Below are 23,351 nucleotides of genomic sequence, written 5' to 3' on the forward strand. Positions count from 1 at the left end.
AGCTTTATAGGTTATATGTATTTATAATCTTGTACTTACTTACTTGTCTTGTTTACAAGGGAAAAATGATGCTGGGCAAATCATTAGCCTTGGCACTTGAACTTAACCAGAACGAAGTCCTATAGCTCAGTTGGTTAGAGCGCCACACTGATAATGTGGAGGTCGGCAGTTCAAGTCTGCCTGGGACTACCTAAGATACAAGTTAACCCTTGGGGGATTAGCTCAGCTGGCTAGAGCACCTGCCTTGCACGCAGGGGGTCAACGGTTCGAATCCGTTATTCTCCACATGTATTATGAATTTGATTCGTAATAAATAAGATCTTTGACATATTGATACAAGCAAAACTGTAGATTAAACAAGAAATCAACAGCTGAAAGTATGAGTTAATCTTTTTTTAAGATAACTAAAGTTTAGAAAGTAATTAAGGGCGCATGGCGGATGCCTTGGCTCATGGAGGCGATGAAGGACGTGATAAGCTGCGATAAGCGACGGGTAGGTGCAAATAACCTTTGATCCGTTGATTTCCGAATGGGACAACCCAATTACCATAAGGTAATTATCATATATATGATATATGAGGCGAACCGAGGGAACTGAAACATCTTAGTACCTCGAGGAAGAGAAAATAAACTAATGATTCCCTTAGTAGTGGCGAGCGAACGGGGATTAGCCCAAACCAATGTTGTATTCTGCAATGTTGGGGTTGTAGGACTACGTTGTTGTACTTGAATTGCGAGAAGAATATACTGGAAAGTGTAGCCATAGCAGGTGAAAGCCCTTTATTCGAAGCATGCCAAGACATAGTAGTATCCTGAGTAGCGCGGGACACGTGTAATCCTGTGTGAATCTGCCGGGCCCATCCGGTAAGGCTAAATACTCCCATGAGACCGATAGCGTACCAGTACCGTGAGGGAAAGGTGAAAAGAACTTCGATAAGAAGAGTGAAATAGATCCTGAACCCATGCGCCTACAAGCGGTCGGAGCATTTTATGATGTGACGGCGTGCCTTTTGCATAATGAACCTACGAGTTACCGTCACTGGCAAGGTTAATCCTCTTAAGTGGAGCAACCGCAGTGAAAGCGAGCCTTAACAGGGCGTTGAGTCAGTGGTGGTAGACGCGAAACCAAGTGATCTACACTTGTCCAGGATGAAGTTCCGGTAACACGGAATGGAGGTCCGAACCAATAAGCGTTGAAAAGCTTCTGGATGAGGTGAGTGTAGGAGTGAAAGGCCAATCAAACTTGGAGATAGCTCGTACTCCCCGAAAGGCATTTAGGTGCCGCGTACGATGATTAACGTAAGAGGTAGAGCGACCGATAGGTCAAGAGGGCTTCACCGCCTATCGAGACCTGACGAACTCCGAATGCTTACGCTTTGCAGTCGTGCAGTAAGGGGGCGGGTGCTAAGGTCCGTCCCCGAGAGGAGAAGAATCCAGACCGTCGTTTAAGGTCCCCAAATTCTGTCTAAGTTAGTCTAACGAAGTCTGGTCCCCATGACAGCCAGGATGTTGGCTTGGAAGCAGCCATTCATTTAAAGAGTGCGTAACAGCTCACTGGTCGAGGGTCCGGGCATGGATAATAATCGGGTATAAGGCAGATACCGAAGGCGCGGGATAGTATTTAAAAAAGTATCGGTAGGGGAGCATTCCATTGACGTTGAATGATATAGGACAACTATATCTGGAGTTTATGGAAAAGCAAATGTAGGTATAAGTAACGATAAGGAGGGTAAGATTCCCTCCCGCCGCAAGACCAAGGTTTCCCGGGCAATGTCAATCACCCCGGGGTTAGTCGGGTCCTAAGTCTCAGCCGAATGGCGATGGCGATGGTAGAAACGGTTAATATTCCGTTACTGCTTTAATGAGTGATGGGCAGACGAAGAAGTGACACCACCGCGAGGCGACGGAAGTCCTCGTTAAAGAGTGTAGGAGTTGATGATTGCAGGTAAATCCACAATCAGATCCGAACTTGATAGTATGGTTTTCTCCTCGGAGTAAACCAATAGTGTGGGTAATCCTGCTTCCAAGAAAATGCTCTAAACATATTGTTAAAGCACCCGTACCGTAAACGGACACACGTAGTCGGGTAGAATATACTAAGGCGTTGAGAGATTCATGGTTAAGGAACTAGGCAAATTGACCCCGTAACTTCGGGATAAGGGGTCCTCTTACTGTAATGGTATTGAGGCGCAGAGAATCGGTCCAGGCAACTGTTTAACAAAAACACAGGGCTGTGCTAACTCGAAAGATGATGTATACAGTCTGACACCTGCCCGGTGCTGGAAGGTTAAGAGGAGAGCTTATTCTTCGGAAGAAGGTTTGAATTGAAGCCCCAGTAAACGGCGGCCGTAACTATAACGGTCCTAAGGTAGCGAAATTCCTTGTCGGGTAAGTTCCGACCTGCACGAATGGTGTAATGATCTGGACACTGTCTCAACCATGATCTCAGTGAAATTGTAGTATCGGTGAAGATGCCGATTACCCGCGATGGGACGAAAAGACCCCGTGAACCTTTACTACAGCTTAGCATTGACCTTGGTCATCCGATGTGTAGGATAGGCCGGAGGCTTTGAAGGGGGTGCGCCAGCACTCTTGGAGCCATCCTTGAAATACGGCCCTTTGGCTGTCTGAGGTCTAACTCGTGATTAACGAGGACATTGTTTGGTGGGTAGTTTGACTGGGGTGGTCGCCTCCAAAAGCGTAACGGAGGCTTCCAAAGGTACCCTCAGGTCGATTGGTAACCGACCTATTAGAGTGCAATGGCATAAGGGTGCTTGACTGAGAGGCAGACATGCCGAGCAGGTAGGAAACTAGGGCATAGTGATCCGGCGGATGTGTATGGAAACTCCGTCGCTCAAAGGATAAAAGGTACTCCGGGGATAACAGGCTGATCCCCCCCAAGAGCTCATATCGACGGGGTGGTTTGGCACCTCGATGTCGGCTCGTCACATCCTGGGGCTGGAGAAGGTCCCAAGGGTTGGGCTGTTCGCCCATTAAAGTGGCACGCGAGCTGGGTTCAGAACGTCGTGAGACAGTTCGGTCTCTATCTATCGCGGGCGTTGGAGTTTTGCGTGGAGCCGTCACTAGTACGAGAGGACCGTGATGGACAGACCTCCGGTTTACCAGTTGTTCCGCCAGGGGCACCGCTGGGTATCCGAGTCTGGTTTGGATAAGCGCTGAAAGCATCTAAGTGCGAAGCCATCCGCAAGATTAGAACTCCTTTGAGGGTCGTTGTAGACGACGACGTTGATAGGGTGTAGGTGTAAAGACAGTGATGTCAAAGCCGAGCACTACTAATTGCCCAAAGCTTTCAGACACAGATTATTTTCATCCGTTTTGATTTATTTAATCATACATTTTGCTTGTAGATATGTTATAGATGTTATAAAGAAATATCAGGCGGTTATAGCGGTGGTGTTCCACCTCTTCCCATTCCGAACAGAGAAGTTAAGCCCACTTGCGCCGATGGTACTGCAATGCAATGCGGGAGAGTAGGTAGCTGCCTTTTTTATTAAAGAGAGTTTAATTGAGTAATCAGTTAAGCTCTCTTTTTTGTTTAATAGGTTTTATTGAACACTAAATATCTACGTTCCCATATTTTGCTTGTATCAAAAGAAGAGCTTGAAAGAATAAAAGATAAGAATAGATGCAAAAGAGTTCTTTAAAAAGAAGAAGATAAATGAATAAAAATAAAGAGAAGGCGAGAGAGTCTTTACATACTTTTGACACTATCAATATTTGAAAAAAATGAGAAACACATATGTTTTCATATAAATTGCATATTGAGACTCTATTTATGTAAACAAGAAGAAACTAAGTATACTATTTTTTTATGGTTTTGTTTCTCTGAAGTATAGAATTTAGCTCCTAATGAATCTTTTTTATAGTTTATTCTTTATTATGTCATGCTGTGGCAAGGTGTCTTTTTACTTTTGTATTCAGAAAAGAAGAAATGAGAGAAATCCACTTAATTTTTGTAGTTGATTGTTGGTGTATATTAATTTTTTATTTATATTTGCATCGATATATTAGCAACCGAAAGTGGTGTGCTTGCAATGACAATGATATTCAAGGAGTAGAATCTGGTAAATTCAAACTTGAAATTATGAATATGATAAGTCAGAGCGAGTTCACTCCCTGCATAGGGCGTGGATTTCTCTTTCTTCTTTTCTTAATTTCGGGTTTTACCAGAACCTTACTCTTAGAAAATGTTGAAAGTGAGGTTTGCGCCTTTCCTTTTAACCTAAACAAAAATATTACAAATATGCGATTATCGTATTGTTTAAACAATGCATAACTATAACTTAATGATAATGTGGTTTTACAACTCATTATTAATTGTTTAATTTAAAAGAAATAATAATTATGAACGACGACACTAAAAAGACAATTGAAAAGGTAGCAAAAGCAGCTGCAGCGGCTGCACTTACAACTCTAATAACTATCTTAACTAGCAAAAGTGATAAATAAATTATATTAAATGTAAAGACAATTATGCTTATAGCAGAACCAAATGGAGATTGGAAGATGCCATCACAAGACCCGTCTTCATTATTAAAAGTAATAGTAAAAATAATTAAAGTATTTATAGGTAAACGGAGGTAATTTAATAAATGGTTTATTTTTCTTAAGTAGATATGTATATAATATACGTGTCTACTTAGGAAGAGTAAAACTTTAGATAATTCTTATACATTTCAAAATATATGTATCGAGGTATAATTAAATTCGTATGTAACGAATGTGGTCATAAGTTTAAGGCACCTGATATAGAATGGAATGCTACAGTTTGTAGCGTTCCACAGCCTTGTCCGAAGTGTGGAGGAATGCATACAAAACCAGCTCGGTTCTTTAACTTTTTGAGCTTGTTAGAGAATTTCACTTATAAACGTTTATGGAAAGAAATCGATAAAAATAAAAGAAGTGAGTAATATTAAGTTTAATCCTTGGGTGGGTAAGAATTATACCCACTCAAAATTTGGAAAAAGAGTGCTAGTGTTAGGTGAAAGTCACTATTGTGCTAATGCTGAAGAAGCTGTGCCTAGTCTGACACAAGACGTTATTAATGACCTTTTTGATAGCGAAAGCGAGTTTGAAGGCTATAAGAATACCTACACAAAGTTTATTCGTGCTTTGTCAGGTACAGATGTATCACGTTTTGATGTTAAGCCAATTTGGGACGAGGTGATGTTTTATAATTATGTACAGTTTCCCATTTCAGGTGCAAGAGTAGAACCAACATCTAAGGAATTCGCTGATTCAGAGCCTGCCTTTTGGGAAGTTATGGAGCAATATCGTCCTAATGTGGTGATTGTTTGGGGCAAACGTTTGTATAATAATCTACCTAAATCGGGCTATCAAGGACATGATTGTGCGGAAAGTGAAACATGGGTGTATCAACTGAAGGATGGTAAAGAAGTAAGATTATTACCTATTTGTCACCCTTCTGCGGCTTTTGACCCTCATTATTGGCATAATGTAATTTCCGCTTTTATAAATAATGCAGAGTAATTATCACTCTGTATTATTATAAAATGTATGTTGACGAAACAGTCATAATCTCTATTTATTCTTTAATTTGTATACAACTATATTCATGGACAGGCGTTTTAGTTTTTATCTATGGTTGCTTTATGCTCTGAAACATAAAAGCTTAACCTTAAATGAAATCAAAGAAAGGTGGTCTAATTCTTCACGAAACATAGATGATAAGGAACTCACAGACAGAACTTTTCACAGATATCGTGATAATATTGCAACAGAGTTGGGAATCTTTATTGGCTGTAATCAGTCTGCAGGTAATGTGTACTATATAGAGCATACATACCAAGACAATCCAAAGATGAAAGATTGGCTACTCAATTCTTTTAAGTTGTCGATGTTAGGACAACGATTACAGAATCGTAATGTTGTTATGTTAGAGGATGCTCCACAAGATACTGCCTTCTTAGATGATGTGTTAGATGCAATTGATCATAAGAAATATATTAAAATAGAGTATCAGAATCCTTATGGAGTAAGGAGAATATATACCCTTATCCCTTTGTTTGTTCGACTATTTAAACATCGATGGTATATCATTGGACAAGACAAAGAGAACAGTAAAATTTGTATTTTAGCAATAAATAGAATTCTTTCTTCAGAAATCTTAGATGAATTTGTTTCGGAAGAACTTAATGCAATTGTTCCAGAAGAATTCTTTAAAGATAGCTATGGTATTATTAAGTTGGATAATTGTAAAGCAGAAAAGATTAGATTAAGAGTTTTTTGGCCACAATATCATTTCTTAGAAGAGCGTCCATTGCATCATTCTCAGAAGATGGTTAAGGATTCAGGAGACGGTGAATATCGAGAATATGAAATCAGGGTGCAACCTACTTTCGATTTAAAACAAGAGCTTTTGAGTAATGGGCGAGGATTAGTTGTTCTTTCTCCAGAATGGTTTCGAAAGGAAATGATAGCAACATTACAAGATATGGTGAGTGGATACACCACAGGAAAAGATTATAGTGGGGAAGGTTTAGGGTATGATGCAGAACCAGAATAAATAGCTCAATATATAAATACTCGTCTTCTTAAGTATTTTCTTGATTTCTGATTTAGCGGAGATCTCAATAAGTAAAGGTGATATAAAACTTGAAAATGTTGTTTTATATCACCTTTCTTTTATTTCAATTAAAAGAGTAAATTTTTTACAATATTTCCTATATAGAAATGAAATCAACTAGAACTTAATTCTCTTTGACAGCAACAACCGTCTTTATGTCTTTATCAAGATAGAATGTTTGGGTGTGCTTCTTACCATCAGCAGCAACATAGTCCACCTTAATAAAAATAAGTTTATCACCATCTTTATATGCAGGGAATTTATAGTTGCTGTTATATATTTGCTTGATTGCTTTGTTTTCTAGCATCTTTGCAATATCCTTTTGCTTGAGATAGAATGTTGAATCGATCTTAGAAAAGTTGATATTGCTATAATCTTTATGGATAGAATAAGTTTCAATAAAATCTTTAATCACCTTCTCGCTTTGTGTTTTTTCACCACAAGAAGAAAGGGTAGCAGCAGCAATTACTGCAACTACCCCTTTTAATATATCCTTAATTGATATTTTTTTCATTATTCAGGAATATTTTTTAGAATGTCTAATAGATGATCCCAAACCATTTGAACAGTTGGAATTAACAAGCGTTCTTCTGGTGTGTGGACATATCTTAGAGTTGGACCGAATGAAACCATATCTAGATTTGGATACTTTTCAGAGAATAATCCACATTCAAGTCCAGCGTGAATACCAAGTACCTTAGGTTCTTTGTTAAATAGTTTCTTATAAGAATCTACAGCGATCTTAGTTAAAAGGCTATTTGGATTCATCTTCCAAGCAGGATATCCGTCACCACCTGTTACGGTTGCGCCAGCTAGTTGGAATGTAGCTCTAACAGTGTTAGCCATGTTTTTAAGGTTACTTGAAACGTTAGAACGTTGGCTAGCCACGATGTTCATTTCCTTTTCGTCTGTTGCAACGCTTGCAATGTTACTTGAAGTTTCAACTAACCATGCAAGAGTTTCGTCTTGACACATTGTGTAAATACCATTATCTACAGCTTGTAGAGCCAAGATAATCTTGTCGGCAACGGCTTTTTCAATAACTTGTGTAGCAGTTGTGTCTTCAATGTTATTTACAATGTTAGTATCTGTAACGTGGAATTCTTCCTTAACATCTTCGAAGAACTTATTCCATGCAGTTTTAACTGCCTCTTTATCTTCTGCTTTTACAGCGAATATAATTTGTCCATCTCTTGGAATAGCATTGTGCATTTTACCTGATTGGAAGCTAGCAAGACGCAAACCATATTCTTGATTGATAGTATACAAGTAACGAGAAAGCAATTTTATAGCATTAGCACGTTTCTTGTTGATGTCATCTCCAGAGTGGCCACCTGTTAAACCTTTCACAGATGCTTTGATAAATGCCCAACCTTGTGGAGCTTCTTCACGATTAAAGTCAAATTTCGCATAGCTAGTTACGCCACCAGCACATGATACAAAGATTTGACCTTCATCTTCAGAGTCAAGGTTAATAAGCATATCTCCCTTTAAGAAGCCAGGTTGAAGATTCTCTGCACCAGTTAAACCAGTTTCTTCGTCCTTTGTAAATAGACATTCAATAGGGCCATGTTCGATATCGTCACTATCAAGAATTGCAAGCTCAATAGCCACTCCAATACCATCGTCTGCACCCAATGTAGTCCCTTTTGCAGTGAGCCATTTACCATCGATATATGTTTGAATAGGATCATTCATAAAGTCAAACTCCACATCAACAAGTTTATCGCAAACCATGTCGGTGTGACTTTGAAGTACAACAGTCTTTCTATTCTCGTGACCCTTTGTTCCTGGTTTTCTAATAAGTACGTTTCCGCATTCGTCAACTAGTGTTTCTAAACCACGGCTTTCACCAAATTCTTTTAGGTAAGCAATAATCTTCTCTTCGTGTTTTGATGGACGAGGAATTTCATTAATCTTTGCAAACTGCTCAAAAACACGAGCAGGAGTTAAGTTTGTTTTATCCATTGTTTTGTTCTTTTTATTTATTTCTTTTTGTTGTTTACGTGTTTTCTATTATCTTTGCACCATTCTAAATGATAAATCACATAGAATATAAAATATAATAGGTATACTGCAAATATACAAAAAAATGGTAGAAACTTTAATTATAAGCGTGTTAATAATTGCTATTGCAGTAGCTTTATTGAGCGTAAAACTTATATTTAAGAAGGATGGAAGATTCTCTTCACAACATATTCACGATAGTGAAGCATTGAGAGAGAAGGGCATTCATTGTGTGATGGATCAAGATAAAGCTGCCAGAAAACAAGGCAAAGCTTATTAATCGAAAGTATAACAAGATAAATTAAATACATAATAGTATGAAAAAGAAAATGCTTTTTGGTGTTATGTTGTTGGCTTCTGCTATAACATTATCAATGTCTTCATGTGATAAATCAAAAACACAAGAACCTCAAACTCCACAAACAGAGAAAGCAACACCTACAGATGGTATGAAGATTGCTTATGTAGAAGTGGATAGTATTATGACAAATTACACCTTTTGTAAAGACTATTCGTTGATTCTTCAAAAGAAAGGACAGAATATTCAGAATACTTTAGAGGCTAAGCAACGTCAACTTCAAGCTGCAGCAGCTAACTTCCAACAAAAGGTTCAACAAAATGCTTACACTCAAGAGCAGGCTCAATCTATTGGAGCAGGTTTGCAAAAGCAACAAAACGACTTGCAAGTTTTGAATCAACGTTTAAGCAATGAGTTCCAAGTTGAAACAGAAAAGTATAACAAAGCTTTGAGAGATAGTATTCAACACTTCCTTGCAGAGTATAACAAAGACAAAAAGTATGCTCTTATTTTGAGCAAAGCAGGCGACAATATCTTATATGCTAATGAAGCATACAACATTACAAAAGATGTGATTGCAGGTTTGAATAAAGCTTATAAACCTTCTGCCACAATGAAAAAAGAAGAAAAGAAATAAGTTCTTTAATATAGAAAGATTGTTACCGACTATCCTTTATACTTTAAGGATAGTCGGTTTTATTTTTACTGAACAGCATATTATTATATAAATGTGTTCTTTTATTGCAAAAAAAAGAATGTAATTGCGATATAAAAGGAGTGCTTTTATATGGCAATTACATAGTTTTTAGGTCTTTAAGTTTGTCCTTTTTTTGTATAAAAGTTTAAGAATTTAATACTTTTATCATATAAAAAAACTTGTGAATGATTAGATTGAACTAATGTAATTAAGTTTAAACTAACTCAACCTCGTTGATATTTTGTTCAATATCACAATAATGGCATCTCAATGTTTGCTTATCCTCACCAATAGTATGAAAGATTGTTGACATAGGTTCATTGTTTGTTATGCATTTAGGATTGTTACATTTGATTATTCCACGTAGAACATCAGGTGTTTCAACCATTCTTTTTTGAGTAACTTCAAAGTTGTGAATGCTGTTAAGGATAATCTTTGGCGCAATAACCGATAAACGATTGATTTCTTCATCGGTAAAGAATTTGTTTGAAATCTTTACGATTCCCTTTCTACCTAGTCTGCTCGAAGGGTAGTTATAGCCAATAGTTACAGGAGAGAGAGTATGCTCTAGACCTAGAAGACTAACCACTTGGTAAGTTTTCTCGGCAGGAATATGGTCGATAACAGTTCCGTTTTCAATAGCGGCAACAAGTCGTTCTTTTTTCATAATCATTATTTAAGAATTGTAGTGTCATTTTTAATATCTTCTAAAGAGTATCCCAAAACATGGGCAAAGATAGCCTCTCGGGCATAAAGACCATTTTGAGCTTGTTGAATGTAATATGCATGTGGGTTGTCGTCTACCGCATATTCAATTTCGTTCACACGTGGAAGCGGATGCAAAATCTTCATATTCTCTTTTGCTTTTCCAAGCATGTCGTTCTTAAGAATATATACATTTTTCACTTTTTCGTATTCCATAAGATCAGAGAAACGTTCTTTCTGAACTCGTGTCATATAGATGATGTCGGCATTTGCAATGACATCTTCGTCGAATTTGCAGTGCTCAAAATACTTGATATTGTGTTTTTTGCAATAAAGTTTATACTCGTTAGGCATTGAAAGCTCTTTAGGAGCTATGAAGTGGAAAGTTGGGTTGAAATGTTTCATCGCAGTGATGAGTGAGTGAACTGTTCTTCCATATTTTAAATCTCCAACTAAATATATGTTGAGATTATCGAGAGTGCCTTGTGTTTTGTAAATAGAGTAGAGATCGAGAAGGCACTGTGAGGGATGCATGTGCGATCCATCGCCAGCATTTACAATAGGAACAGGAGCTACTTCGGCTGCATATAGTGCTGCACCTTCTAGGAAGTGGCGCATAACAATGATATCGGCATAGTTCGATACCATAAGAATTGTGTCTTTAAGAGTTTCTCCCTTGGCAACACTTGATGCTTTAGCATCAGAAAAACCGATAACCTTTCCGCCTAATCTGTTGGCAGCTGTTTCGAAACTAAGGCGTGTTCTTGTTGATGGTTCATAGAAAAGTGTAGCAACAATTTTTCCCTTCAAAAGCTCTCTGTTAGGGTGTTTCTCGAACAAAGAAGCCAACTCTATGAGATGAAGAATTTCATCTCTTGATAAATCTGCAATTGTAACAAAATCATTCTTTGCCATAATGTGATGTGAATAGATGATATTTATTTGAGCACTAAGGTAATCATAATTTTATGGATAGCATATTTATTTGAAAAGAAATATGTACTTTTGCACATATTTTTATATTAAAAAACATGCGAAAAGCAATTGTACGTATATTGTGGGCATTATTAATAGGAATAATTCTTATTACATTTGTTGCTTTTACAGCTATTTGGTTTGGCTGGATAGGTTATATGCCTCCTCTAGAAGATTTACAAAATCCAATAAGTAGATATGCAACTCAGGTTTATTCAGCAGATGGAAAGGTTATGGGAACGTGGAACCTCAATAGAGAGAATCGTATCTGTGTGCCTTATTCTAATTTGTCTCCATATCTTGTAAAAGCATTAGTTGCAACCGAAGATGCTCGTTTTTATGAGCATTCGGGTATTGATTTCTATGCTCTAGGGAGAGCAATAGTGAAAAGAGGAATATTAGGACAAGAGAATGCTGGTGGAGGTTCAACTATAACTCAGCAGTTAGCAAAACAATTGTATAGCGATGTTGCCCATAGTAGCTTAGAACGTTTGTTGCAAAAACCTATAGAATGGGTTATAGCAGTGAAGTTGGAACGTAATTATACCAAAGAGGAACTTATTGCATTGTATTTAAATTACTTTGATTTTTTGCATAACTCAGTAGGTATAAAAACTGCTTCTAATACCTATTTCAATAAAGAACCCAATGAATTATCTGTGGTTGAGGCAGCTACCTTGATTGGATTATGTAAAAATCCATCTCTCTTTAATCCTGTAAGATATCCAGAAAGATGTTTAAATAGACGCAATGTTGTGTTGTCTCAGATGCAAAAAGCTGGTTATTTATCAAAAGCAGAGTATTATCAATTGTGTGACGAGAAACTGCAACTTGATTTTCATCGAGTAGATCACAAAGATGGTATTGCAACTTATTTTAGAGAGTTCTTGAGAAAATATATGATGGCTCGACGTCCTGATTTGAATGATTATCCAACATGGAACAGACGTCAATATGTTATAGATTCAATTGCTTGGACAAACGATCCCTTGTATGGATGGTGCAATAAGAACTTTAAACGCAATGGAAAGCCATATAATATATATACAGATGGCTTGCGAATTATAACCACCATAGACAGTCGAATGCAGAAATATGCAGAGGAAGCTGTATATGCGCAAGTAGCAAAGAATTTGCAGCCTGCATTTAATCGTGCTAATAAATCAAAGCACAATGCTCCTTTTTCTGATAATCTTACAGCTCAACAGGTGAGAGAAATTATGCATAGAGCTATGGTTCAGAGTGAAAGATATCGAGTCTTGAAAGCTAAAGGATTATCAGAAGACGAGATAAAGCAATCGTTTAGAACCAAAGTGGATATGACTTTATTTTCTTATCATGGTGACATCGACACCATAATGACACCTATGGACTCTATTCGTTATGTCAAGTCATTTTTAAGAACAGGCTTTATGAGCATGGATGGACTAACAGGTCATGTGAAAGCTTACGTGGGTGGAATGAATTATAACCACTTTATGTATGATATGGTAATGGGAGGTCGGCGTCAGATGGGTTCAACCATCAAACCTTTCTTGTATGCTTTAGCAATGGAGAATGGCTTTAGTCCTTGTGATAAAGTAAGGAATGTGCAACAGACTTACATGGTGGCAGGTAAACCATGGACACCTAGGAATGGTAGTAAAAGTCGTTATGGACAGCTTGTTACCTTAAAGTGGGGACTAGCACAGAGTAATAACTGGATATCGGCTTACTTGATGAGTAAACTCAATCCCAATCAGTTTGTAGATATTCTTCATAGTTTTGGTATTGATAATCCAGATATTCATCCTTCAATGTCCTTAGCTTTAGGTCCCTGTGAAGCCTCTGTTGCAGAAATGGTAAGTGCTTATACAGCATTCGTTAATAACGGAATTCACATATCTCCACTTTTCGTAACACGTATAGAAGATAATCAAGGAAACGTTATAGCACGTTTCCAACCTCGTATGAATGAGGTGATTAATGCTGAAAGTGCTAATAAAATGCTTGTACTTTTACAAGCGGTTGTAAATGAAGGAACTGCTGGACGTTTGCGTTATAAATTCGGATTGAAGAACGAAATCGGTGGAAAAACTGGTACAACAAATAAAAATTCAGATGCGTGGTTCATTGGGTTTACACCTCAATTGGTGAGTGGTTGTTGGGTAGGAGGAGATGATAGAGATATTCATTTCGATTCAACTTCAATGGGACAAGGCGCAACTATGGCTCTACCTATATGGGCTTATTTTATGAAGAAGGTGTATGCTGATAAAGCATTAGGCTATGATATTAATGCAACCTTTGAACTTCCAGCTAATTTTGACCCATGTTATAATAGCGAACAGGGTTATGATGAGTTTGGAATAGACGAGGTGTACGAATAGAAACGCTTTGAACATTATATAAAATAAGTGTAGAGTTTCGAACTGAAAGATGATAAGAAAAGCAATAGACAGCGATTTATTAGAAATTAAAAAGATTGTTGCTAAGGCTCGAGATATTATGAAGTCCTCGGGTAATGTTAATCAATGGGTAGATGGTTATCCAACTCGTGAGGTGTTATTAGCCGATGTCCGTAGTGGCAATGCTTATCTATTACTTCGAGAGAATAAAGCAGTTGCCTATTTTGCAATGCTAGATGGACCAGAAATAACATATAACTTAATTGTAGAAGGATGCTGGTTGAATGACGATTCCTATGGAGTTTTGCATCGAGTAGCATCTAATGGTAAGGCAAAAGGAGTGTTTCAAGAGATTCTTCTTTATGCTTCTAGTCATTATGATAATATAAGAATCGACACACATCACGATAATAAAATAATGCAAAGGTTGTTACAAGAAAATGGATTCGTACATTGTGGCGTTATTTTTCTAACAGATGGAAGTCCAAGATTAGCTTATCAGCGAATAAAAGGCTAATTTGTTAAGTTAGAATTGGAAAACCCTTAAAATAAAATAGTTAGCTATGGGGCATCCCAATAAAAATTATTACCTTTGCACCAGAAAATATATTATAAGATAAATAACACAAATGATAACAGTAACAAATCTCACTATTCAATTTGGAAAGAGAGTTCTTTATAAAGATGTGAATCTAAAATTCACAAATGGAAATATCTATGGAATCATTGGAGCCAATGGTGCTGGCAAGTCAACTCTATTGAAAGCCATCAGCGGAGAATTGGAACCAAACAAGGGAACCGTAGAACTTGGACCTGGGGAGCGTATGTCTATTCTTGATCAGGACCACTTTAAATTTGATGAATATCGTGTTATTGATACCGTTTTGATGGGTCATCAACCCTTATGGGAGAACATGAAAGAACGTGAAGCACTTTATTCTAAGCTTGAAATGACCGAAGAAGATGGTAATAGAGCAGCTGATTTAGAAGATAAGTTTGCTTCAATGGATGGCTGGAACGCTGAGAGTGATGCTGCACAAATGCTTTCTAATGTTGGAATTAAAGAGGAGTTACACACAAAACTTATGAGTGAGCTCTCTAATAACGAGAAAGTACGTGTTATGTTGGCAAAGGCTTTATTCGGAAATCCAGACAATTTGTTGCTCGATGAGCCAACCAATGACCTTGACCTCGACACTGTTACTTGGTTAGAAGAGTACTTAGGCAACATAGAACAAACCGTATTGGTGGTAAGTCACGACCGCCACTTCCTCGATTCTGTATCAACTCAAACCGTAGACATCGACTTTGGTAAGGTAACTATGTTTGCAGGTAACTATAGTTTCTGGTATGAAAGCTCACAATTAGCACTTCGTCAGGCTCAGAACCAAAAGCAAAAGGCTGATGAAAAGCGTAAAGAACTAGAAGAATTCATTCGCCGTTTCTCTGCAAACGTGGCTAAGAGTAAGCAAACAACAAGTAGAAAGAAAATGTTAGAGAAGCTTACTGTTGATGAAATTCGTCCTTCTAGCCGTAAATACCCAGGAATTATCTTCCAAATGGAGCGTGAACCAGGAAATCAAATTCTTGAAGTTGAAGGTCTAAAGGCTGTAGATACTGATGGAACCGTACTTTTCGAAGATGTAAATTTCAATATCGAAAAGGGCGAAAAGGTTGTTTTCTTGAGCCATAACCCAAAGGCAATGACTGCTTTATTCGAGATAATCAATGGAAATAGACCAGCAGATGCAGGTACATATAAGTGGGGTGTAACTATCACTACAGCTTATTTACCACTTGATAACACTGAATTCTTCGATTCTGATAAGAACTTAGTAGAGTGGTTAAGTCAGTTTGGACCAGGTAATGAGGTGCAGATGAAGGGATTCTTAGGTAGAATGTTATTCTCAGGAGAAGAAGTATTGAAGAAAGTAAACGTTCTCTCAGGAGGAGAGAAAATGCGTTGTATGATTGCAAGAATGCAGCTTAAGAATGCAAACTGCTTGATACTCGATACTCCAACCAACCACCTTGACCTAGAAAGTATCCAAGCTTTCAATAATAACTTAATCGGATTTAATGGTAATATCTTGTTCTCAAGTCACGACCACGAATTCATTAACACTGTAGCAAATCGTATTATAGAGTTAACTCCTAAGGGAACTATCGATAAACTCTCAACTTATGACGATTATATTTACGATGAACAACTTAAAGAACAACGTGCTTCGATGTATCTTTAATCAGTGATATAACTTGATAGTAGATATATAATATTTAATGAAAGGAGCCTGTAAAAGGGCTCCTTTGCATTTTTGGCAAGCTTTTTGCTTTCGAATAGCTAAATAAAATAATAAATCAAATGAGTAATACAGAACAAAATACAGAAAAAGAAATTCTGAATGGAGAGTCTTTAAATAATGAAGAGACTACGAATACAGCAGAACCACAAGATGTATGTAACGATACTACTTCTGAAGAAGAATCTGTTGAAACAGTAGAAACATTGAAAGCAGAACTCGAAATACTTAAAGATAAATACTTAAGAGCTGTTGCTGAGTTCGATAATTATAAGAAACGTACTCTAAAAGAGAAGACAGAACTTATCTTAAACGGCAGCGAGAAAACCGTAACAATGTTCCTTCCAATTATTGATGATATGGAAAGAGCAATTACAAATGCGGGGAAGTCTACTGATATAGCTGCGGTAGAAGAAGGCTGGGAACTTATTTATAACAAGTTTATTAAGCAGTTAGATAGTATTGGAGTGAAGAAAATTGAAACCAATGATGCAGATTTTGATGTAGATTATCATGAAGCTGTAGCAATGGTTCCAGGTATGGGAGATGATAAAAAAGGGAAAGTTATCGACTGTGTTCAAACAGGTTATACCTTGAACGATAAGGTTATTCGTCATGCCAAAGTGGCGGTTGGCCAATAATTCACATATTGTTATATTAAAGAAAATAGGAGAATTCACTTGTGGCAAAAAGAGATTACTACGAAGTTCTTGGTGTAGAGAAAGGTGCTTCGGCTGATGAAATAAAGAAAGCATATAGAAAATTAGCAATAAAATACCATCCCGATAGAAATCCCGACAATCCTGAAGCAGAAGAAAAGTTTAAAGAAGCTGCTGAGGCTTACGATGTATTGCATGACGAACAGAAAAGAAAACAATACGATCAGTTTGGCTTTAATGCTCCAGGAGGTGGCTTTGGAGGAGGTTTTGGTAGTGGACAAGGCTTTTCCATGGACGATATTTTCTCTATGTTTGGTGATGTCTTCGGAGGTCATTCGGGCTTTGGAGGCTTTGAAGGCTTTGGTGGTTTTAGTTCAAGAGGTTCACAACGTCCACAATATAAAGGTGCAGATTTGCGATTAAAGGTGAGTCTTTCATTACAAGAAGTTTCAGAAGGAGTAACCAAGAAGTTTAAAGTGAAGAAAGATGTCGTTTGTGATCATTGTCATGGACATGGAACAGAGAGTGGTAAAAGACCAGATACATGTCCAACTTGTAATGGTAGTGGAGTAGTTATGAAAACTACTCGTACCATGTTTGGTATGATGCAAACCCAAGTAGAGTGTGCACAATGTCACGGAGAAGGTGTTGTTATCAAAGATAAATGTCACAAATGCCATGGAATGGGCGTTGTAAAAGGCGAAGAAGTGATTGAAATCAAGATTCCAAAGGGTGTGGCAGAAGGCATGGTTGTTAATGTTCCAGGAAAAGGAAACGCTGGTCCTAGAAACGGAGTAGCAGGAAACATTCAAGTATATATCGCCGAAGAACAGAATAATACTTTTGTGCGTGACGGGCAAGACATCATATATAATCTTCTACTCACATTCCCAATGGCTGCTCTTGGTGGCGAAATAGAAATTCCTACTATTGAGAATACAAAGGTAAAGATTAAGATAGAGCCAGGAACTCAGCCAGGAAAGACTCTTCGTTTGCGTGGAAAAGGTTTGCCTGCAGTGCAAGGTTATGGCAACGATATTGGTGACTTAGTGGTAAATATAAGTGTTTACGTTCCTAAGACACTCACAAAAGAAGAGAAAAAAGCTATTTCCTCGTTTGAAGAAAGCGACAATTTTAAAGGTGATAATGAAACTAAAAAGTCAATTTTTGAACGCTTTAAAAACTATTTTAGTTAATTACTTATCCGTAAATAATTAATCAATAAAGGTGTAAAAGGTAGATTATTGTAGCGTAAATAGTATTTGTTTACATGCAATATAATCTTTTACACTTTTGTTTTGATAGATAGAACATCCTCTATATCATATTATTTAGCACGAAAAGATGAGAACATATCAAGAAACAATTGAGTATTTGTTTAACAGTATGCCTGTTTTTGAGAAGGTAGGAAACAGTGCATATAAACCAGGATTATTTAATTCAGAATCGCTCGATAAGCATTTCAACCACCCACATCGAAACTATCGAACCATACATGTTGCTGGAACGAATGGCAAAGGCTCGTGTTCTCATACCCTTGCAGCAGTCTTACAGAGTGCAGGATATCGTGTTGGACTGTACACTTCTCCTCATCTTGTTGATTTTAAAGAGCGTATAAGAGTGAATGGCGAATGTATTTTAGAAGATTATGTGGTGGATTTTGTGCATCAAAATGTTTCTTTCTTCGAACCTCTTTATCCTTCTTTTTTTGAATTAACAACAGCTCTTGCTTTTAAATATTTTGCCGATTGCAAGGTAGATGTAGCGGTTATTGAAGTGGGTTTGGGTGGAAGACTCGACTGCACCAATATTATTTCCCCCGTGTTGTCGGTAATAACCAATATTAGTCTCGATCATGTTGCTCTACTTGGTGATTCTTTCTCGAAGATAGCAAGTGAAAAAGCAGGAGTGATAAAACCTCAAACACCTGTTGTAATAGGAGAGTATAATGAAGAAACCCTACCTGTGTTTAGAGCAAAAGCGTTAGAAGAAAATGCCAAACTGATACTTGCAGAAGACCAGCTAGAAGTGATTTCTTATGCTCAAAATAAAGACAATGCATGGGAATACACAACTCAACACTTTGGAATAGTTGAAGGACAATTAAAGGGAAACTATCAAGTAAAGAATTCAAACACCATTTTAACAGCGGTAAAAGAGTTGCAAATACTTGGATTTAACTTGTCTATTGATAATGTGAAAGAGGGTTTCAAGCATGTTGAGACATTGACAGGACTCGCAGGGCGTTGGCAAACTCTGTCGCAAACACCTCACGTTCTTTGCGATACAGGACACAATGAGGCAGCTTGGATCTATCTTTCTAACCAGCTAAATGAATTGGTTTGCAATCAATTACATATTGTTTTCGGAATGGTTGACGATAAAGATATTGATGCGGTGATACAACTTTTGCCAGAAAAGGCAGTGTACTATTTTACCAAAGCATCTTGTAAACGTGCTTTATCTGAGTATTCCATAGAGCAAAAAGCAAAGAAACGAGGACTTAAAGGCACTTCTTATTCTTCGGTAAAAGAGGCTTGTTGTGCTGCACTTTCTGCTATGTTGAACAACGATTGCTTGTTTATTGGTGGCAGCAATTATATTGTTTCTGAGGTGTTAATATCTCAACCTTGGTTAAAGAAATAAGTAACTGATTTATTTTTATTGTATTCACTTATCCGAATCAATACTATTACTCTGCATTTACAATGTTTCTGCAAGGTAATAGTATTGTTTTTATATGTCAATTTTGATGTATACAAAAGTGTGTGAAAATGTATTTAATGTGAATTCATCAAACGCATGTTATTTTATGTTTTCAGAAGATAATAGAAATTTATGAGATTTGAATCTAAAATCGGTGAAAAAGAGATTGAATGGACGCATGTTTTATATTGATTTTGTACTTGCTTTAACTTGTTTGTTTATCTCTAAGTATTATAATAATTTGTTCCCTAAATTGTATTCCTTTATTTTCCTGGTCGTACATTAGGTCTTTGCATGGTGATGAATTACTGTGAAAACTTGTATATTTGTTAAAAACTAGGTGTAATACTTTGCTTTATTATGTGTTTTTTCTAACTTTGCAAGAAATTATGATTTTAAGAAACGCTTAAATTAACAAACTAAAAGGCGAAATGAAACAATATCGTTTAGTAGACAATGCGTTGGGGTGGGTTGTATTTTTTATTGCAGCATTTGTTTATTGCTCAACCATTGAACCCACAGCAAGCTTTTGGGATTGTCCCGAATTCATTACAACAGGTTATAAATTAGAAGTTGGACACCCACCAGGGGCACCTTTCTTTATGCTCACAGCTAACCTCTTCACTCAATTAACTAGCGACCCTTCTCAGGTAGCAAAGATGGTTAATATCATGAGTGCATTGTTTAGTGCGGCAACAATCCTATTCCTTTTCTGGTCAATAACACACCTCGCACGTAAGTTAGTTATCAATACTTGGGAAGAACTTACTACTGCTAAGTTTATTGCAGTTGAGGCTTCAGGTGTTGTGGGAGCGCTTATTTACGCCTTTAGTGATACCTTTTGGTTCTCTGCAGTTGAGGCAGAAGTTTATGCTTACTCGTCTGCTTTCACCGCAATCGTATTTTGGATGATTCTAAAATGGGAAGACCAAGCAGACCAGCCACATAGCGATAGATGGCTTATACTAATAATGTACATGACAGGGTTGAGTATTGGGGTGCATCTTCTAAACCTCTTGTGTCTTCCAGCAATCGTCCTTGTATATGCATATCGCAAGTTCCCTACAATTGATGTAAAAGGTTCTTTAGTGGCATTGTTTGCTTCTTTCGTTATTGTAGCAGGAGTGTTATATGGCGTTGTACCTGGAATCATCACCGTTGGAGGTTGTTTCGAGCTTTTCTTCGTAAACGTATTACATTGTCCTTTCAATACAGGTGAAATTATTTATATCATCCTTCTTATAGCAACAGTTGTGTGGGCGGTTTATGAAACTTACCAAGGTAAGAGTGACAAACGTGCCAACTTGCTTTTTGTTGCATCAGTAGGAATGCTCGGTATACCTTTCTATGGAGATGGAGTAAGTGCTGCTATCATTGGATTTGTTGTACTAATTGTACTTTATTTCGCTCTAAGCTATGGCAAAATAGTAGATAAAAAGCGAGTTCCATTTGTGTCTTTGCGCATAAAGAATACAATGCTTCTTTGTATGTTGATGCTTATGATTGGCTATTCTTCATACGCAGTGATAGTTATTCGCTCGTCTGCCAACCCTCCAATGGACCAAAACTCTCCAGAAGATATCTTCACATTAGGTAACTATCTAAGCCGTGAACAATACGGAGATCGTCCTTTATTATATGGACAGGCTTATGAATCGCAACCAGCTCTTGATGTAAAAGATGGTATGTGTATTCCTCGTGTAAAAAAAGGAGCACCTATTTATCAAAGAAAAGAAAAAGAATCGAAAGACGAAAAAGATACTTATTTTGTTGCAGGTACCAAAGATAAGTACATATATGCACAAAATATGCTCTTCCCACGTATGCACAGCTCACTTCATGCAGGTGCTTATGAATCGTGGATGGGTGGTGTTGAAGGTACAGAAGTACCCTATGATCGTTGCGGAGAGAGTGTGATGGTGAAGATGCCAACTCAATTAGAGAACCTAAGATTCTTTGTTTCATACCAATGCAACTTTATGTATTGGCGCTATTTTATGTGGAACTTCGCAGGAAGACAAAACGATATTCAAGGAAATGGAGAATTAGAACATGGAAATTGGATCACTGGTTTCAGTTGGTTTGATAACTGGCGTCTTGGCGATCAAAGCAAACTTCCTGATACACTAAAAGAAAACAAGGGACACAACGTGTTCTATTGTCTTCCACTTTTATTGGGCTTGATTGGTTTATTCTGGCAAGCTTATAAAGGAAAACGTGGTATTCGTCAGTTCTGGGTCGTATTCTTCCTATTCTTTATGACAGGTTTAGCCATTGTAATTTATCTCAACCAGACTCCAATGCAGCCTCGTGAACGAGATTATGCTTATGCAGGTTCATTCTATGCGTTTGCTATTTGGTGTGGATTAGGTGTTATTGCGCTTTACGATCTTTTAACTCGTAAGTTGAATAAGGATAACACGCTTGTTGCTGCTGTCATCAGCTTGCTAGCATTGATGGTGCCCATTCAAATGGTATCTCAAACATGGGACGACCACGATCGTAGCGGAAGATACACTTGTAGAGACTTTGGTGATAATTACTTAATGACTCTTCAAGACGAAGGTGCACCAATTGTTTTCACTAATGGTGACAATGATACATTCCCATTATGGTATAATCAAGAAGTAGAAGGAAAGCGCACTGATGCTCGTGTTTGTAATCTTAGCTACCTACAAACCGATTGGTACATTGATCAAATGAAGCGTCCAGCTTATCAATCACCAGCTCTTCCAATCTCTTGGAAACGTCTTGATTATGTAGAAGGAACCAATTCATATATCGAAGTACAACCATCTGCAAAAGCACAAGTGCTTCAATTCTTTAAAGAACATCCAGAAGAAGCACGTCAACGCTTTGGAGATGATCCATTTGAAGTAAAGAATATCATGAAATATTGGGTACTTTCAAAAGATAAAGACATGCGAGTTATTCCTACAGACACACTTTATGTGAAAGTTGATAAAGATGCTGTTCGTCGCAGTGGAATGATGCTTCAAGGAGATTCTATTCCCGATAAGATGGTTATTTCTCTTGCGGGTAAGCGTGCATTGTATAAGGGAGACCTTATGATGTTAGAGATTATTGCTAACAGTAATTGGGTTCGTCCTGTTTATGTAGCAACTACTGTAGGACAAGAAAACTATATGAATCTTGGCGATAACTTTGTAACAGAAGGACTTGCAAACCGCATTACTCCTTTCACAACAAACAAACCAGGAGCTAAGAACTTCGACACTGAGAAGGTTTATCGCAACATGATGACTCGTTATCGTTATGGCGGACTATCTAAGAAGGGTATTTATCTTGACGAAACAGTAATGCGTATGTGCTACACTCATCGTCGTTTGTTTGCTCAATTGGCAACTCATCTAATTGCAGAGAACGACAAGGCTCGTGCAGCAAAAGTCCTAGAAAAGGCTGATAAGGAAATTCCTGCATACAATGTGCCACTCACTTACATCAGTGGAGCAAGCGAATTGGGTCGTGCTTATGCAATTATTGGAAACAAAGCAAAGGCAACTGAATACTTAAATGGAGTGTGGAAAGATGCTTATCAATATCTTGGTTGGTATCTATCACTAAATGATAATATGCTTTATTTATCACAAAACGACATCGCAACACAATTCCTTATCTTAGAAGATACTTATAAGGTAATGGAAATGGTTGATGGTAAGATTGCCGAAAGATGGGTGAAAGACCTCCTTGCAATGCGCAGTATGGCTACAAAACGATTGGGTTCTAATGCCTCTCGAATGTGGGGTGGTGCTCCAACTGCACCTCAAATGAATGCAGTTAGCGACTCGACAAATTAATATAGTTGATGATTCTAACACGAAGCAATTGTTCTTAGAGCTCAAAAGAATATCCTTCTTGTTAGAATCACCAACCTTTTTTATGCTCAGGAATAACAAGTTTGGTTTTACTAGCTACAAGATGAATGTTGAAATAATATAAGCCTATATATAAATAGGTGGTATTTTATAAATCATGCAATTATCAATTTA

General features: G+C 37.5%; 16 protein-coding genes, 2 tRNA genes and 2 rRNA genes. 16 read left to right on the forward strand and 4 right to left on the reverse strand.

Annotated elements, in window-relative coordinates:
• Positions 1 to 115: 115 nt before the first annotated feature.
• The 7 genes from HMPREF0669_RS01360 to HMPREF0669_RS01395 all read left to right on the forward strand — a co-directional run bounded on the left by HMPREF0669_RS01360 (position 116) and on the right by HMPREF0669_RS01395 (position 6,547).
• Positions 116 to 189 (forward strand) — tRNA-Ile (locus HMPREF0669_RS01360).
• A gap of 22 nt (positions 190 to 211) precedes the next feature.
• Positions 212 to 285 (forward strand) — tRNA-Ala (locus HMPREF0669_RS01365).
• Between the two features lie 126 nt (positions 286 to 411).
• Positions 412 to 3,317 (forward strand): 23S ribosomal RNA (locus HMPREF0669_RS01370).
• Between the two features lie 78 nt (positions 3,318 to 3,395).
• Positions 3,396 to 3,508, forward strand: a 5S ribosomal RNA gene (rrf, locus tag HMPREF0669_RS01375).
• Positions 3,509 to 4,706: 1,198 nt separating this feature from the next.
• Positions 4,707 to 4,931: a hypothetical protein gene (locus tag HMPREF0669_RS01385; RefSeq protein ID WP_020967923.1), complete on the forward strand. Its 225-nt coding sequence runs from the start codon at positions 4,707 to 4,709 to the stop codon at positions 4,929 to 4,931.
• The gene (locus HMPREF0669_RS01390) at positions 4,924 to 5,511 is read left to right on the forward strand and encodes a uracil-DNA glycosylase family protein (protein WP_009228857.1); all 588 of its coding nucleotides are present in this window, start codon (positions 4,924 to 4,926) and stop codon (positions 5,509 to 5,511) included. The genes HMPREF0669_RS01385 and HMPREF0669_RS01390 overlap by 8 nt, the downstream gene beginning before the upstream one ends.
• 85 nt (positions 5,512 to 5,596) lie before the next feature.
• Positions 5,597 to 6,547 carry a WYL domain-containing protein gene (locus HMPREF0669_RS01395; protein WP_009228856.1) on the forward strand — a complete coding sequence of 317 codons (951 nt, stop codon included), beginning with the start codon at positions 5,597 to 5,599 and terminating at the stop codon, positions 6,545 to 6,547.
• Positions 6,548 to 6,731: 184 nt separating this feature from the next.
• On the opposite strand, the gene HMPREF0669_RS01400 is transcribed toward HMPREF0669_RS01395, so the two are convergent.
• Both HMPREF0669_RS01400 and HMPREF0669_RS01405 read right to left on the reverse strand, forming a co-directional pair.
• Entirely contained in the window at positions 6,732 to 7,121 is a 390-nt protein-coding gene (locus HMPREF0669_RS01400) for a hypothetical protein (RefSeq protein WP_009228855.1), read from the reverse strand.
• On the reverse strand, positions 7,121 to 8,575 hold the full coding sequence (locus HMPREF0669_RS01405; protein WP_009228854.1) for an aminoacyl-histidine dipeptidase: 1,455 nt from the start codon (positions 8,573 to 8,575) through the stop codon (positions 7,121 to 7,123). Before HMPREF0669_RS01405 ends, HMPREF0669_RS01400 begins: the two co-directional genes overlap by 1 nt.
• 124 nt (positions 8,576 to 8,699) lie before the next feature.
• Between HMPREF0669_RS01405 and HMPREF0669_RS01410 the strand changes: the two genes are divergently transcribed.
• The gene (locus tag HMPREF0669_RS01410) at positions 8,700 to 8,894 is read left to right on the forward strand and encodes a hypothetical protein (protein ID WP_009228853.1); all 195 of its coding nucleotides are present in this window, start codon (positions 8,700 to 8,702) and stop codon (positions 8,892 to 8,894) included.
• A 37-nt stretch (positions 8,895 to 8,931) separates the two neighbouring features.
• The gene (locus HMPREF0669_RS01415) at positions 8,932 to 9,549 is read left to right on the forward strand and encodes an OmpH family outer membrane protein (protein WP_009228852.1); all 618 of its coding nucleotides are present in this window, start codon (positions 8,932 to 8,934) and stop codon (positions 9,547 to 9,549) included.
• A gap of 274 nt (positions 9,550 to 9,823) precedes the next feature.
• Here the strand turns inward: HMPREF0669_RS01415 and pyrI are convergent, their stop codons facing one another.
• Positions 9,824 to 10,282: an aspartate carbamoyltransferase regulatory subunit gene (gene pyrI, locus HMPREF0669_RS01420; protein ID WP_009228851.1), complete on the reverse strand. Its 459-nt coding sequence runs from the start codon at positions 10,280 to 10,282 to the stop codon at positions 9,824 to 9,826.
• Positions 10,282 to 11,229 (reverse strand): aspartate carbamoyltransferase, encoded by a 948-nt coding sequence (gene pyrB, locus HMPREF0669_RS01425; protein WP_009228850.1) that lies wholly within the window; start codon positions 11,227 to 11,229, stop codon positions 10,282 to 10,284. The genes pyrI and pyrB overlap by 1 nt, the downstream gene beginning before the upstream one ends.
• 116 nt (positions 11,230 to 11,345) lie before the next feature.
• Here pyrB and HMPREF0669_RS01430 point away from each other — a divergent pair, with 116 nt between their 5' ends.
• The 7 genes from HMPREF0669_RS01430 to HMPREF0669_RS01460 all read left to right on the forward strand — a co-directional run bounded on the left by HMPREF0669_RS01430 (position 11,346) and on the right by HMPREF0669_RS01460 (position 23,159).
• Positions 11,346 to 13,658, forward strand: a complete 2,313-nt coding sequence (locus HMPREF0669_RS01430; RefSeq protein WP_009228849.1) for a transglycosylase domain-containing protein — start codon at positions 11,346 to 11,348, stop codon at positions 13,656 to 13,658.
• Between the two features lie 49 nt (positions 13,659 to 13,707).
• Positions 13,708 to 14,193: a GNAT family acetyltransferase gene (locus HMPREF0669_RS01435; RefSeq protein WP_009228848.1), complete on the forward strand. Its 486-nt coding sequence runs from the start codon at positions 13,708 to 13,710 to the stop codon at positions 14,191 to 14,193.
• Between the two features lie 112 nt (positions 14,194 to 14,305).
• Positions 14,306 to 15,919 carry an ABC-F family ATP-binding cassette domain-containing protein gene (locus HMPREF0669_RS01440; protein ID WP_009228847.1) on the forward strand — a complete coding sequence of 538 codons (1,614 nt, stop codon included), beginning with the start codon at positions 14,306 to 14,308 and terminating at the stop codon, positions 15,917 to 15,919.
• A 119-nt stretch (positions 15,920 to 16,038) separates the two neighbouring features.
• On the forward strand, positions 16,039 to 16,617 hold the full coding sequence (locus HMPREF0669_RS01445) for a nucleotide exchange factor GrpE (protein WP_009228846.1): 579 nt from the start codon (positions 16,039 to 16,041) through the stop codon (positions 16,615 to 16,617).
• A gap of 41 nt (positions 16,618 to 16,658) precedes the next feature.
• Positions 16,659 to 17,831: a molecular chaperone DnaJ gene (gene dnaJ, locus HMPREF0669_RS01450; protein ID WP_009228845.1), complete on the forward strand. Its 1,173-nt coding sequence runs from the start codon at positions 16,659 to 16,661 to the stop codon at positions 17,829 to 17,831.
• 148 nt (positions 17,832 to 17,979) lie between these two features.
• A complete protein-coding gene (locus HMPREF0669_RS01455; protein ID WP_009228844.1) occupies positions 17,980 to 19,281 on the forward strand; it encodes a folylpolyglutamate synthase/dihydrofolate synthase family protein in 1,302 nt (433 codons plus the stop codon).
• Between the two features lie 491 nt (positions 19,282 to 19,772).
• Positions 19,773 to 23,159: a DUF2723 domain-containing protein gene (locus tag HMPREF0669_RS01460; protein WP_009228843.1), complete on the forward strand. Its 3,387-nt coding sequence runs from the start codon at positions 19,773 to 19,775 to the stop codon at positions 23,157 to 23,159.
• The last annotated feature ends 192 nt before the right edge of the window (positions 23,160 to 23,351 follow it).

Origin of the sequence: Prevotella sp. oral taxon 299 str. F0039 (assembly GCF_000163055.2) — a bacterium.
Lineage (GTDB): Bacteria > Bacteroidota > Bacteroidia > Bacteroidales > Bacteroidaceae > Prevotella.

What these genes read in the sequence shown, in the direction of transcription:
- HMPREF0669_RS01415 (WP_009228852.1), top strand. Translation starts at nt 8,932, where the DNA reads ATGAAAAAGAAAATGCTTTTTGGTGTTATGTTGTTGGCTTCTGCTATA.
- HMPREF0669_RS01445 (WP_009228846.1), top strand. Translation starts at nt 16,039, where the DNA reads ATGAGTAATACAGAACAAAATACAGAAAAAGAAATTCTGAATGGAGAG.
- HMPREF0669_RS01395 (WP_009228856.1), top strand. Translation starts at nt 5,597, where the DNA reads ATGGACAGGCGTTTTAGTTTTTATCTATGGTTGCTTTATGCTCTGAAA.
- HMPREF0669_RS01400 (WP_009228855.1), bottom strand. Translation starts at nt 7,121, where the DNA reads ATGAAAAAAATATCAATTAAGGATATATTAAAAGGGGTAGTTGCAGTA.
- HMPREF0669_RS01440 (WP_009228847.1), top strand. Translation starts at nt 14,306, where the DNA reads ATGATAACAGTAACAAATCTCACTATTCAATTTGGAAAGAGAGTTCTT.
- HMPREF0669_RS01385 (WP_020967923.1), top strand. Translation starts at nt 4,707, where the DNA reads ATGTATCGAGGTATAATTAAATTCGTATGTAACGAATGTGGTCATAAG.
- HMPREF0669_RS01435 (WP_009228848.1), top strand. Translation starts at nt 13,708, where the DNA reads ATGATAAGAAAAGCAATAGACAGCGATTTATTAGAAATTAAAAAGATT.
- pyrI (WP_009228851.1), bottom strand. Translation starts at nt 10,282, where the DNA reads ATGATTATGAAAAAAGAACGACTTGTTGCCGCTATTGAAAACGGAACT.
- HMPREF0669_RS01410 (WP_009228853.1), top strand. Translation starts at nt 8,700, where the DNA reads ATGGTAGAAACTTTAATTATAAGCGTGTTAATAATTGCTATTGCAGTA.
- HMPREF0669_RS01460 (WP_009228843.1), top strand. Translation starts at nt 19,773, where the DNA reads ATGAAACAATATCGTTTAGTAGACAATGCGTTGGGGTGGGTTGTATTT.
- HMPREF0669_RS01455 (WP_009228844.1), top strand. Translation starts at nt 17,980, where the DNA reads ATGAGAACATATCAAGAAACAATTGAGTATTTGTTTAACAGTATGCCT.
- HMPREF0669_RS01430 (WP_009228849.1), top strand. Translation starts at nt 11,346, where the DNA reads ATGCGAAAAGCAATTGTACGTATATTGTGGGCATTATTAATAGGAATA.
- HMPREF0669_RS01405 (WP_009228854.1), bottom strand. Translation starts at nt 8,575, where the DNA reads ATGGATAAAACAAACTTAACTCCTGCTCGTGTTTTTGAGCAGTTTGCA.
- pyrB (WP_009228850.1), bottom strand. Translation starts at nt 11,229, where the DNA reads ATGGCAAAGAATGATTTTGTTACAATTGCAGATTTATCAAGAGATGAA.